General features: G+C 68.1%; 12 protein-coding genes. 10 read left to right on the forward strand and 2 right to left on the reverse strand.

The genetic code is table 11. The features are described 5' to 3' along the window. Window positions 1–42 precede the first annotated feature (42 nt). On the forward strand, window positions 43–867 hold the full coding sequence (locus tag ASD43_RS11115) for an undecaprenyl-diphosphate phosphatase (RefSeq protein ID WP_056417403.1): 825 nt from the start codon (window positions 43–45) through the stop codon (window positions 865–867). Window positions 868–882: 15 nt separating this feature from the next. Here the strand turns inward: ASD43_RS11115 and ASD43_RS11120 are convergent, their stop codons facing one another. Further along, complete coding sequence (locus tag ASD43_RS11120; protein WP_056417406.1) at window positions 883–1,731, reverse strand: PAC2 family protein; 849 nt, start codon at window positions 1,729–1,731, stop codon at window positions 883–885. Between the two features lie 91 nt (window positions 1,732–1,822). On the opposite strand from ASD43_RS11120, the gene ASD43_RS11125 reads away from it, so the two are divergent. From ASD43_RS11125 to lnt, 9 genes are read left to right on the forward strand one after another with little or no spacing between them, the layout of a single operon-like run. After that, window positions 1,823–2,506: an HAD family hydrolase gene (locus tag ASD43_RS11125; RefSeq protein ID WP_268776161.1), complete on the forward strand. Its 684-nt coding sequence runs from the start codon at window positions 1,823–1,825 to the stop codon at window positions 2,504–2,506. Next, a complete protein-coding gene (locus ASD43_RS11130; RefSeq protein WP_045255142.1) occupies window positions 2,503–3,522 on the forward strand; it encodes a tRNA (adenine-N1)-methyltransferase in 1,020 nt (339 codons plus the stop codon). Before ASD43_RS11125 ends, ASD43_RS11130 begins: the two co-directional genes overlap by 4 nt. Window positions 3,523–3,532: 10 nt before the next feature. Then, entirely contained in the window at window positions 3,533–4,450 is a 918-nt protein-coding gene (locus tag ASD43_RS11135) for a hypothetical protein (RefSeq protein ID WP_056419522.1), read from the forward strand. Further along, a complete protein-coding gene (locus ASD43_RS11140) occupies window positions 4,450–5,445 on the forward strand; it encodes a helix-turn-helix transcriptional regulator (protein WP_056417413.1) in 996 nt (331 codons plus the stop codon). The genes ASD43_RS11135 and ASD43_RS11140 overlap by 1 nt, the downstream gene beginning before the upstream one ends. Then, a complete protein-coding gene (locus ASD43_RS11145; RefSeq protein ID WP_056417417.1) occupies window positions 5,442–6,431 on the forward strand; it encodes a helix-turn-helix transcriptional regulator in 990 nt (329 codons plus the stop codon). Before ASD43_RS11140 ends, ASD43_RS11145 begins: the two co-directional genes overlap by 4 nt. Window positions 6,432–6,458: 27 nt before the next feature. Then, window positions 6,459–6,716, forward strand: a complete 258-nt coding sequence (gene tatA, locus ASD43_RS11150; RefSeq protein ID WP_045255139.1) for a Sec-independent protein translocase subunit TatA — start codon at window positions 6,459–6,461, stop codon at window positions 6,714–6,716. 54 nt (window positions 6,717–6,770) lie between these two features. Beyond that, complete coding sequence (gene tatC / locus ASD43_RS11155; RefSeq protein ID WP_045255621.1) at window positions 6,771–7,529, forward strand: twin-arginine translocase subunit TatC; 759 nt, start codon at window positions 6,771–6,773, stop codon at window positions 7,527–7,529. Beyond that, on the forward strand, window positions 7,526–10,003 hold the full coding sequence (locus ASD43_RS11160; RefSeq protein ID WP_056417420.1) for a DEAD/DEAH box helicase: 2,478 nt from the start codon (window positions 7,526–7,528) through the stop codon (window positions 10,001–10,003). The genes tatC and ASD43_RS11160 overlap by 4 nt, the downstream gene beginning before the upstream one ends. 11 nt (window positions 10,004–10,014) lie before the next feature. Further along, window positions 10,015–11,538 carry an apolipoprotein N-acyltransferase gene (gene lnt / locus ASD43_RS11165; RefSeq protein ID WP_056417423.1) on the forward strand — a complete coding sequence of 508 codons (1,524 nt, stop codon included), beginning with the start codon at window positions 10,015–10,017 and terminating at the stop codon, window positions 11,536–11,538. On the opposite strand, the gene ASD43_RS11170 is transcribed toward lnt, so the two are convergent. Next, window positions 11,535–11,918, reverse strand: coding sequence for an RNA polymerase-binding protein RbpA (locus tag ASD43_RS11170; protein WP_056417426.1), 384 nt, complete (start codon window positions 11,916–11,918; stop codon window positions 11,535–11,537). The genes lnt and ASD43_RS11170 overlap by 4 nt on opposite strands. Window positions 11,919–12,023: the final 105 nt, after the last annotated feature.

The raw sequence follows: 12,023 nt of genomic DNA on the forward strand, positions 1-12,023 counted from the left end.
GTCCGCTCGTCGCCCGCGCACCACGATTCAGAAAGCTCCTCCATGCACCTGTTCGAAGCGCTCATCCTCGGCATCGTCCAGGGACTCACCGAGTTCCTGCCGATCTCCTCCAGCGCCCACCTGCGCATCCTCGGCACCTTCCTGCCCTCGGGCGAGGACCCCGGCGCCGCCTTCACCGCGATCACTCAGATCGGCACCGAGGCGGCCGTCGTGGTCTTCTTCTGGCGAGACATCGTGCGGATCATCGCGCAGTGGTTCCGCTCTCTCACCGGGCGGGTGCCGCGCAGCGATCCCGATGCGCGGATGGGGTGGATGATCATCATCGGCAGCATCCCGATCGTGCTTCTCGGCCTGCTCTTCCAGGATCAGATCGAGACGGTCTTCCGCTCGCTGTGGATCGTGGCGATCATGCTGATCGTCTTCGGAGTCCTGCTGGGGATCGCCGACCACGTCGGCGCCAAGCGCCGCACGCTCGACCAGCTGACCTACCCGCACGGCATCGCCTACGGGTTCGCCCAGGCGCTCGCGCTGATCCCGGGCGTCTCCCGCTCGGGCGGGACCATCACGATGGGGCTGTTCCTCGGCTACGAGCGCGCTGCGGCCGCCCGTTACGCATTCCTGCTCGCGATCCCCGCCGTCTTCGGCAGCGGCTTCTATCAGGTGTTCAAGAGCTGGGACGAGCCCTCGTTCTTCTCGTTCGGCGACACCCTCGCCGCGACCGGCATCGCCTTCGTCGTGGCCCTCGGGGTCATCGCGTTCTTCATGAACTACATCTCGAAGCGCAGCTTCCTGCCGTTCGTGATCTACCGCATCCTGCTGGGAACGGTGCTGCTGGTCCTGCTCGGCACGGGCGTCATCGCGGCGTGAACGCGCTCCCGGCGATCAGCGCTTGTGATCGCCGGGACCGTCGCCGCGGCGCTTGAGGTACCGCTCGAACGCCTGGGCGATCGCGTCACCGGAGGCATCGGGGGAGTCCCACGTGTCTCTGGTGCGCTCGAGCTGGCGGATGTACTCGGTCATGTCCTCGTCGTCGGCGGCGGCGGCGTCGATCGACGCCTCCCACGTCGCTGCCTCGGTGCGGAGGTGATCCCGCGGCACGTCGACCCCGGTCAGTTCCTCGAGGCGGTCGAGCAGCGCGAGAGTGACCTTCGGGGAGGGCGTGGCCGATGCCACGTAGTGCGGAACGCTCGCCCACAGGCTCGCCGTGGGGATGCCGGCGCTCTCGGCGAAGTGCTCGAACACGCTGAGGATGCCGACCGGGCCCTCGTACAACGAGCGCTCGAGACCGTGCGCCTCACGCACCTGCTCGTTCTGACTCGACGCGAAGATCGATATGGGCCGGGTGTGAGGCACGTCCGACAGCATGGCGCCCAGCGTGACGAATCCCGTGATGTCGTCGCGCAGGGCCACGTCGATGAACTCCGCGGCGAAGGACTGCCAGGTCCGCGCCGGCTCCACACCGGTGAGCACCCAGAACTCCGGACCGGGACCGGGATTGCGCGGACGCCAGAGTCCGGCCTCGGGCCAGGTGAGTCGGCGGTGTCCTTCGGCGTCCATCTTCGTCGACGGGCGCGTGTACTGGTAGTCGAAGTACAGCTCGGGGTCGATGGAGTGCACGAGGTCGTAGTCGGTGGACTCGCGCAGAGTGGCGATCGCACCGCTGGCGGCTTCTCCGGCATCGTTCCACCCGTCGAAGGCGACGATGACGATGCGTGAACCGAGGACATCCATCGTGGGCTCCCTTCGCGAATCCGGATTCGTCATCCCTCCAGGCTAGTCCGAGCGCGCGGGGAGCGGGCGGAGCCGCGGGTAACATGGTTCGGTGAGCAGACAGCCCCGCGCGATCCTCTGGGACATGGACGGAACCCTCGTCGACACCGAACCGTACTGGATGGCGGCGGAGACCTCGCTGGTCGAGTCCTTCGGCGGCACCTGGAGCCATGAGGACGCGCTGCAGCTGGTCGGCAACGGGCTGATCGACAGCGCGATCATCCTGCAGAACGCGGGCGTCGACATGGATGCCGAGGCGATCGTGTCGCTCCTGACCGACAGAGTGCAGCACTCGCTGCGCACCCAGGGAGTGCCGTTCCGACCCGGCGCCCGCGAGCTGCTGAAGGACCTCAGATCCGCGGGAATCCCTACCGGACTCGTCACGATGTCTCTGCGTCGCATGGCCCTCAGCGTCGTCGATCTGATCGAGTTCGATGCGTTCGACATCGTGGTCGCGGGCGACGACGTCGACAATCCCAAGCCGCACCCCGAGCCCTACCTGCATGCCGCTGCGCTGCTCGACATCGACATCGCGGACGCGGTCGTCATCGAGGATTCGCCGACGGGACTGCGGGCGGGTATCGCCTCCGGCGCGGTCGCCCTCGGCGTGCCGCACATCGTCCCGCTCGAGGGCGTCGGCGCTCACGAGCTCTGGCCCACCCTCGAAGGCAGGGGTGCCGCAGACCTGGTCGACCTGTTCGACCGCAGATCCACGATGACGGGAGCCACCCGATGACCCCCACCGGCCCACAGCGACCGAGCGGTCCCTTCCGCGAAGGCGATCGCGTGCAGCTGACCGGCCCGAAGGGCCGACTGAACACCGTCACGCTCCGGGAGGACGGCGAGCTGCACACCCACCAGGGCGTGCTGCGCCACCGCGACCTGATCGGCCTGCCCGACGGATCCGTCGTCGTGAACAGCTCCGGTCACGACTACCTCGCGCTTCGTCCCCTGCTGCGGGACTTCGCGATGTCGATGCCCCGGGGCGCGGCCATCGTCTACCCGAAGGACGCCGCGCAGATCGTGATGCAGGCGGACATCTTCCCCGGTGCCGTCGTGGTCGAGGCCGGCGTGGGTTCCGGTGCGCTGTCGCTGTCGCTGTTGCGGGCGATCGGACCCGCGGGGCGTCTCGTGTCCTTCGAGCGACGCGAGGACTTCGCCGACGTGGCCCGCAGCAACGTCGAGACCTTCTTCGGTGAGCGACCCGACACCTGGGACGTCGTGGTCGGAGACCTGGGGGAGGCCCTTCCCGATCAGTTCGCCGACGGCACGGTCGATCGCGTGGTGCTCGACATGCTCGCCCCGTGGGAGTGCATGGACGTCGTCGCCGACGCGCTCACCCCTGGCGGGGTCGTGCTCTGCTACGTCGCGACCGCCACGCAGCTCTCGCGCGTCGCGGAGTACGTCCGCAGCACCGGACTGTTCACCGAGCCTGAGGCATCGGAGACGATGGTACGCGGCTGGCACGTCGAAGGGCTCGCGGTCCGGCCCGATCACCGGATGGTCGCGCACACCGGCTTCCTCATCACCGCGCGCCGCCTCGCTCCCGGAGCCGTGGCGCCTCAGGTCAAGCGTCGAGCCTCGAAGAGCAGCTACGGCGATGCGGATGTCGAGCAGTGGACCCCCGGGGCCGTCGGCGATCGCGAGATCAACGACAAGAATCTCCGCAAGCGAGCCCGCGAAGCCGCCAAGGCCGCGCAAGGTGCGCGCCTCGCCTCCGGTTCGCGCGACGTCGAGCCCCCGACGGAATAGAGTGGAGCGCGTGCGTAAAACGTCCGCCGTTCTGGCCACACTCAGCCTCGCCGTCCTCGCTCTCTCAGGATGCGCTGCGGCGCCGTCCTTCGCCGGCGCGACCTGCGATCGCGACGCGGCATCGACCGCGTCCGTCGCGGATTCGGTCACGGTCGAGGGCGACATCGGCGACGCACCCGACGTCAAGGTCTTCGCGCCGGTGAAGGCGAAGGAGTCCGGATTCGCCGATGTGGTGACGGGCGACGGGCGTGTGCTCACCTCGACGTCGCAGCCGATGGTGCTCGACATCTCGTTCTACGGTGGCGAGGACGGGAAGCAGATCTACGCGTCCGAGTACAACGGCGACGCCAGCCGTGTGCACAGCATCTCGTACTGGGCCGAGCGCTCCCCGGGACTCGAAGCGGTCCTGGAGTGCGCGACCGGCGGCAGCCGCGTCGTGGCGACGCTGACCCCCGAGGACTTCGGCCCGAACAACGTCGAGGCCTTCGGGCTCGCCGACGACGAGAACGTCGTCGCGGTCATCGATGTCCTCGATGTGTACCGGGCCCGTGCCGAGGGTGCATCGCAGTTCAACGACGCCCGTGGCATGCCGACGGTGGTGCGTGCACCCGACGGCACCCCCGGCGTGATCATCCCGGACAGCGCCGCACCGACGTCCGCCCAGAAGCAGACGCTCATCAAGGGCGACGGCGAGAAGGTCGAGAAGGGCTCGACGATCGTGACCAACATCATGGCCGTGGGCTGGGACGATAAGACCGTCTCCACCACCACCTGGGGGGCCGAGCCGAACATCGGTCTCGCCGCCAAAGAGCTCGTCGGTGCGACGGTCGGATCGCAGGTGCTGGTCGTCGCGCCCGCCGCCGACGGCAACCCCGCCACCGCCATCGTCGTCGACATCCTCGGTATCGTCCCCGTCCCGGCTCCATGATGGCTGCCCGTATCCCTGCGGAGGAGCGCCTGACGAACCTCGTCGTGGCGCTCATGGCCACGGAGATCGGGCTCACCAAGCAGCAGATCCTCGACAACGTCTCGGGGTATCGACAGCGTGCCCATGCGGGCGTGCGCGCCGATGCGCTCGAGAAGATGTTCGAACGGGACAAGGACGAGCTCCGGACCCTCGGCGTGCCCGTCGAGACGATCGGCGACCAGGCCGATCCCCACGATCTCCGGGAAGCCCGCTACCGCATTCCGCAGGCGGAATACGATCTGCCCGGCGACATCGAGTTCACACCGGCCGAGCTCGCCGTGCTGCAGCTCGCCGGCAGTGTGTGGAGTGCGGAGTCGGCGTCGGGCGATGCGAAGGCCGGCGTCCGCAAGATCCGGGCGCTCGGCATCGACGGCGATGAGCCGATCATCGGGTTCGCGCCGCGCATCACCGCCCGGGATGCCGCGTTCGCCCCGTTGCAGGACGCGATCGAGAAGAGCCGCGTCGTGACGTTCGACTACCTGAAGCCCGGTGAGGATGCGTCGCGCCGACGCAGCATCCGTCCGCTCGCTCTCGTCGACTACGAGGCGCGCTGGCACGTGTTCGGCGTCGATGTGGACATCGAGGAGGACCGGATGTTCCTGCTGAGCAGGATCGTCGGAGACGTGAGGATCACCGCCACGACCTTCGATGCGGCACTCCGCGAAGGCGCGGGGGAGCGGGCCCTGCGGGGACTCCAGGACGTCGCCGCGCAGAACTCCGCGCTGCTCGAGGTCACACCGGGAACCGAGGCGTCCCTGCGTCTCGGACGCCGGGCCCGGCCCGCCCCCACGCAGGGGATCCTCGTGCCGTTCGTCGACCTGCACATCCTCGCCGACGAGATCGCGTCGTACGGCCCCGAGGTGCGCGTGGTCGAGCCGGCCGCCCTCAGGGATGCCGTCGTCCACCGGCTGCGTGCCGTGGTCGACACGAACGCGGAGATCGGAGCGACGCGATGAGCGCACAGCCGAAGCCGCTGCTCGCCTCCGACAGGGTCCGGCTCTACCTGACTCTCGTCCCGTACCTGCTCGAGCACGGACAGGTGTCCCTCGCCGAGGCCGCCGAGGAGTTCGGCGTGACGCCCGCCGAGATGCGCCAGATGGTCGAGAAGCTGACCGTGATCGGGCTGCCCGGCGATTCAGGTTTCTGGCAGCAGCCGCAGGAGATGTTCGACATCAATTGGGACCTCCTGGACGAGGAGGACGTCATCGAGATCACGAACGACGTCGCCCTCCGCCGCGTTCCGCGGTTCACCGCTCGCGAGGCCGCCGCTCTCCTCGCCGGACTGCAGATGGTCGCCGCCGTGCCCGCCGTGTCCGACTCCGGCCTGGTCTCCGGGCTCATCTCGAAGCTGTCCCGCGGTGCGGCCGACGCGCCTGCCGAGGTCGTGGTCGCGCCCAGCGCGGTCGACGAGGTCCGTCAGGTGGTCTCCCGAGGCGTCCAGAAAGGCGTCGCCGTCTCCTTCACCTATCAGGCGCCGGATGCCGCGCCCACGACACGCACGGTCGATCCCGTGCAGGTGATCATCACGAACGCGCAGTGGTATCTGCAGGGGTGGTGCCACACCCGGGAGGCCATGCGCACCTTCCATCTCGATCGCGTGAGCGATGCGCGACTCACCGAGATCCCGATCACTCACGCGGGGGAGCACGTCCCCGAGGCGTTCTCTGCCGTCGACGACGAGGGCGAGGTGCGCGTGCGCGTGCCCGAGCGCGTCGCGCCGCTCCTGGGTGACTTCCTCACGGCAGACAACGTCGAGATCCGCGACGGAATCGTCACCGCGCGGCTCCACCTCGCCGACCCTCGCGGGATCAAGAGACTCGCCGCGCGGTTCGGCGGGGCGCTCGAAGTGGTGGACCCGGGGATCGCCCGCACGGCCGCTCGGGAATGGGCGGAAGCGGGACTCGCGCTGTATCGCCACCCGGACGGCGACAACGCCGGTTAGACTGGCACGAAACGACGAAGGAGAATCATGGGCGCTTTCGGTTGGCCACATCTGCTGATCATCCTCGCCGTCATCCTGCTGCTCTTCGGTGCTGCGAAGCTGCCGGCGCTGGCGAAGAGCCTCGGACAGTCCGCCCGGGTGTTCAAGGGCGAGATGAAGGCGATGAAGAACGAGGACGCGACGGACGCCGCGGAACCGGTCGCACCGACGCCTGCGGCCACCGTCGCAGACACCACGGTCACGGCTCGCGACACCGATCCGGGTCAGCCTCCTCGATCCGCATAGGTCGTGTCCGCTCTCGATTCCGCCGACCAGGAGGCCCCCGGTCGCGACAGGCGGATGTCTCTCGGCGCGCATCTGGTCGAACTGCGCAAGAGACTGTTCATCGCGGCAGGCGCGCTCGTCGTCGGCATGATCGTCGCCTTCATCGTGACCGAGCCGATCATCGAGCTGCTCTCCGTGCCCATCCGGACCATCGCCGCCGAGGCGGGCCGGGAGTACACGGGACTGAACTTCACCACCGTGACGAGTGGCTTCGACCTCCGCATGCGCATCGCCTTCGCGATCGGTCTCCTGATCTCCGCGCCCGTCTGGCTGTGGCAGGTCTGGGCATTCGTGATGCCCGGCCTCACGAAGAAGGAGACCCAGTACACCTGGGGCTTTCTCGGCGCCGCCGTCCCGCTGTTCTTCGGCGGATGCACGGTCGCGTTCTTCGTGCTCCCGCACGTGATCGAGATCATGGCCGGCTTCGTGCCGAAGGGGATGGCCCAGTTCTTCGACTACGCGATCTACTACGACTTCGTCTTCAAGTTCCTGCTTGTGCTCGGCATCGCATTCGTCCTCCCCGTGTTCCTCGTCGCGCTCAACCTCGCCGGCATCGTGTCGGGCCGCGACATCCTCAAGGGCTGGCGTGTCGCGATCCTGGTCTGCACGGTGTTCGCCGCGGTGACCACGCCTCCCGCGGATGTGTTCTCGATGCTGCTGCTGATGGGGTCGATGATCGTGCTCTACTTCGCCGCGACGCTGATCTCGATGCTGTTCGATCGTCGCAAACGCAAGCGCGATGAGGCCGCAGGCATCACGCCAGTGACCGCATGAGCTCTCCGTCGGAGCGATACGCGGCCGCGCGGCAGGCATCCGGCCACCCGGCGACGGTGGCGTTCGCCGCCCGGCAGCGGTTCGACCTCGACCCGTTCCAGATCGAGGGCTGCCATGCGCTCGAAGACGGCAGCAGTGTGCTCGTCGCCGCGCCGACGGGCGCCGGGAAGACGATCGTCGGCGAGTTCGCGATCCACCTCGCCATGCAGACGCCGCGCGACAAGGCGTTCTACACGACGCCGATGAAGGCGCTCTCGAATCAGAAGTTCCGCGAGCTCGTCGAGGTGTACGGCGCAGACGACGTCGGTCTGCTCACCGGTGACACCAACATCAACGGCAACGCGCGGATCGTCGTGATGACGACCGAGGTGCTGCGCAACATGATCTACGCGGATTCCGCCGCGCTGCGCGACCTGCGCTACGTCGTCATGGACGAAGTCCACTACCTCGCCGACCGGTTCCGAGGGGCGGTGTGGGAAGAGGTGATCATCCATCTTCCGGCGCACGTGCGCCTCGTGTCCCTGAGTGCCACCGTCTCGAATGCCGAGGAGTTCGGCGACTGGCTCGACACCGTGCGCGGCGACACCGAGGTCGTGGTCTCCGAGATCCGCCCCGTGCCCTTGGAGCAGCACGTCCTCGTGCGCGACGACCTGCTGCCGCTGTTCGACGACCGCGCGGGCATCGCCACCGCACAGGTGAATCAGGAGCTGATGCGCATCCGCTCGTTCACCGGTTCGAACTACGACAGCAATCGCGACGCGCAGTCGTACCGCAGCAATCGGCACGCAGGCAGGCAGGCGCAGCGCCCTCCACGCGGCGGGCGCCGTCCCGTGCGTGCGGCGAACGTGCGACGCATCGAGCGGATGGATCGACCCGACGTCATCCGTCTGCTCGAGCGCTCCAACCTCCTCCCCGCGATCTTCTTCATCTTCAGCCGCGTCGGCTGCGATGCGGCCGTGCAGCAGGTGCGTCGATCGGGGGTGCGCCTGACGACCGCTGAGGAGCGCGTCGAGATCCGTGCCATCGTCGAAGAGCGCACACGGTCACTGCAGGACGAAGACCTCGGAGTGCTCGGGTACTGGGAGTGGCTGGACAACCTCGAACGTGGCGTCGCCTCGCATCATGCCGGTCTGCTCCCTGCCTTCAAGGAGGTCGTCGAAGACCTCTTCAAGCGCAAGCTCGTGAAGGTCGTCTTCGCGACGGAGACCCTCGCGCTCGGCATCAACATGCCGGCACGCACCGTCGTCCTCGAGAAGATGGAGAAGTTCAACGGCGAAGCGCGCGTGGCCATCACCTCGGGGGAGTACACGCAGCTGACCGGCCGCGCCGGCAGACGCGGCATCGATGTCGAAGGTCATGCGGTGGTGCAGTGGACCGAGGGGATGGATCCGCAGGCGGTCGCGGCGCTCGCCTCGCGCCGCACGTATCCGCTCAACTCCAGCTTCCGACCGACCTACAACATGGCCGTCAACCTGATCGACCTGTTCGGCAAGGCGCGCGCGCGCCAGATCCTGGAGTCCTCGTTCGCACAGTTCCAGGCCGATCGTGCGGTCGTCGGGCTCGCCCGACAGGTCCGTGAGGCCGAGGAGTCGCTCGAGGGATACCGGGCGGCGATGGTCTGCGACCACGGCGACTTCCTCGACTACGCGTCGATCCGTCGTGAGCTCAGCGACCTCGAGAAGAAGAACCGCCAGGACGCGAATGCGCCGCGGGCATCGCGCGACAAGCGCATGAAGCAGATCCAGAGCCTCCGGAACAGGATGCAGCGCCACGGCTGCCACCGGTGCCCCGATCGCGAAGCGCACGCGCGTTGGGCCGAACGGTACTGGAAGCTCAAGCGCCAGACCGATCGCACGCGCCGCCAGATCGAGACGAGGACGGGGACGGTCGCGCGGGTCTTCGACCGCGTCGTCGAGGTCCTCGAGACCCTGGACTACCTCCAGCGAGACGAGGACGACGTGACGACGCTCACGGATGCCGGACGCACGATGCGCCGCATCTACGGGGAGCGCGACCTGCTCGTGGCGGAGTCGCTCCGCCAGGGCCTGTGGAACACGCTGGATGCGCCGTCACTCGCCGCCATGGCCTGCTGTCTCGTATACGAGCCGCGGCGCGACGAGGCGAACGCGGGGGAGCGGGACCTGCCCCGGGGGGCCTTCCGCACCGCCTACGAGAAGACCACCACGCTCTGGGCGGAACTCGACGACCTCGAGAAGGACCACCACCTCCCCGGATCCGAGCCTCTTGCTGCCGGGCTCGCCGGTGCGATGCACTCCTGGGCCCGCGGCGGGATGCTCGACCGCGTCCTCGTCGATGCGGACATGGCCGCCGGTGACTTCGTGCGCTGGGCCAAGCAGACCATCGATCTGCTCGACCAGCTCTCGATCGTGGCTGAGGACGGCACGTTGGCGCGTACCGCTCGAACCGCGCTCGACGGAGTCCGCAGGGGCATCGTCGCGTACTCCTCGATGTGAGAACTGGATAGATGACCGATCTCCCCGCGCGACAGCGCCCTCTGTTGCCCCTGTCTCTCGCGCTTCCCGCGGCCGCGGCAGCAGCGCTCCTGATGGATCTCTCGTATCCGGACGTCGCGGTGTGGGCACTCGCATTCCCCGCCACGGCGCTGCTTCTCGTCGCCCTCATCGGTCGTCGGGCCGGGGGAGCGCTGCTCGTCGGCGCCGTGTACGGCATCCTCTTCTTCGCCCTGCTCGTGTCATGGACCTCGCGCTATCTCGGTCCGATCCCGTGGGGTGCGCTGAGCGTGCTCGAGGGGATGCTGACCGCGCTGGCGCTCATCCTGATCACGCTGGCCTACCGCTGGATACCGCGGGTGTCATCCCACCCTGCGGTGCGGTTGCTGATGCTCCCCGCGGTCGTGGCGGCCCTGTGGGTCGGTCGTGAGCTGTTCGTCGGCACCTGGCCCTACGGTGGGTTCCCGTGGGCGCGTCTGGGGATGAGTCAGGCCGAGAGTCCGCTGGCGCCGGTCACATCGTGGGTCGGAGTGAGCGGTCTCGGCTTCCTGATGGTGTTCCTGGTCGCGGTGCTCATCGAGACCGTGCGCCTACGGGTGTGGAAGCGCCCGACCGCTCTCATCGCCCCGGTGATCGTCACGGTCGTGCTGCTTCTCACGCCGCTCTTCCCGACCACGGACAGCGGGACGATGCGCATCGCCGCCGTGCAGGGGAACGGGCCCAGCGGGTACTTCGATCAGCGCGAGCCGTACTCGATCGTCCAGGCGCAGACGGATGCGACGGAACCGCTGTACGGCGAGGACGTCGATCTCCTGGTCTGGCCGGAGGGCTCGCTGGACCTCGATCCGTTCCGCTCCGACACGCTCGCGCGGCGGATGTCCCTCGTCGCCACACGGATCGGCGCCCCGTTGCTCGCCAACGCCCCCACCGAGCGGAAGGGCCTGTACTACAACACCTCGATGCTGTGGCAGCAGGACGGCACCGCCGAGCAGATCCACGACAAGCGCCATCCGGTGCCCTTCGGCGAGTATGTGCCGGACCGTCCGGTCTTCAACGCCCTCGCCCCCGATCTGATCGGTCTCATCCAACGGGACTACACGCCAGGATCCAACTCTCCGGTGATCGACGTCGACGGCGTGGCCGTCGGCCTCGCGATCTGCTTCGACGTCATCTACGACGACGTGATCTACGACGGCCTCGCGCAGGGTGCCGAAGTACTGGTCCTGCAGACGAACAACGCGGACTTCCGCGGTACGGACGAGAATCTTCAGCAGCTGGCGTTCGCGCGCATGCGTGCGATGGAGACGGGGCGCAGCGTCGTGAACATCTCGACGGTGGGCACCAGTCAGGTGATCCGCCCGGACGGCTCGACGGTGTCGAGCCTGGATGCAGGAAAGGCCGGAGCGCTGCTCGAGGATGTCGAGCTGCGTTCCGGCCTGACCGCTGGCGTGGTCCTGGGACCGTGGATCCAGCAGCTGCTGCTGTGGGGCGGGATCGGCGTGCTGCTGTTCGGGTGGCTGCGCGCCCGGCGACCTTAGGCGCCGATCTTCTCGCGGGTCGGGTCTTCTCCGGCGCCGCGGCGGGCGCGGATGAAGGCGAGGCGCTCCTCGAGGAGCTCCTCGAGCTCGGCACGGCTGCGACGCTCCAGCAGCATGTCCCAGTGCGTGCGCGCGGCCTTCTCGTCGGTGGCGTCGAGCGTGACGGCCTTGCCGTCGATGCTCAGGCGTGCCTCTGCTCCACAGGCGCGGCACTCCCAGGTCTGCGGCGGCTCCGCGTCCGCCGAGAACATGAGGTTCGTGACATGGGCGCAGGTGTCACAGATGTAGGTGGTTTCACGGCGCTCCATGAAGACGACGCCCTCTTCGCTCTGTAGGCTCTGGGCGCCGAGTCGGATGCCGCGTAGGCTGCGATCTGCCATTGTGTGGTCCTCTCGTCGTGTCAGGTATAACGCTCCAGCCTGTGCGCTTCATCCACAGGAGCGCGTTCTCGGCGCTATTCACAGCGGAGTCCCAGCGCCGAAGGC

Source organism: Microbacterium sp. Root553 (assembly GCF_001426995.1).
Lineage (GTDB): Bacteria > Actinomycetota > Actinomycetes > Actinomycetales > Microbacteriaceae > Microbacterium.

Coding starts and splice junctions, on each gene's coding strand:
- ASD43_RS11115 (WP_056417403.1), top strand. CDS start 43: ATGCACCTGTTCGAAGCGCTCATCCTCGGCATCGTCCAGGGACTCACC.
- ASD43_RS11120 (WP_056417406.1), bottom strand. CDS start 1,731: ATGGATGTCCTCGGTTCACGCATCGTCATCGTCGCCTTCGACGGGTGG.
- ASD43_RS11130 (WP_045255142.1), top strand. CDS start 2,503: ATGACCCCCACCGGCCCACAGCGACCGAGCGGTCCCTTCCGCGAAGGC.
- ASD43_RS11140 (WP_056417413.1), top strand. CDS start 4,450: ATGGCTGCCCGTATCCCTGCGGAGGAGCGCCTGACGAACCTCGTCGTG.
- ASD43_RS11145 (WP_056417417.1), top strand. CDS start 5,442: ATGAGCGCACAGCCGAAGCCGCTGCTCGCCTCCGACAGGGTCCGGCTC.
- tatA (WP_045255139.1), top strand. CDS start 6,459: ATGGGCGCTTTCGGTTGGCCACATCTGCTGATCATCCTCGCCGTCATC.
- tatC (WP_045255621.1), top strand. CDS start 6,771: ATGTCTCTCGGCGCGCATCTGGTCGAACTGCGCAAGAGACTGTTCATC.
- ASD43_RS11160 (WP_056417420.1), top strand. CDS start 7,526: ATGAGCTCTCCGTCGGAGCGATACGCGGCCGCGCGGCAGGCATCCGGC.
- lnt (WP_056417423.1), top strand. CDS start 10,015: ATGACCGATCTCCCCGCGCGACAGCGCCCTCTGTTGCCCCTGTCTCTC.
- ASD43_RS11170 (WP_056417426.1), bottom strand. CDS start 11,918: ATGGCAGATCGCAGCCTACGCGGCATCCGACTCGGCGCCCAGAGCCTA.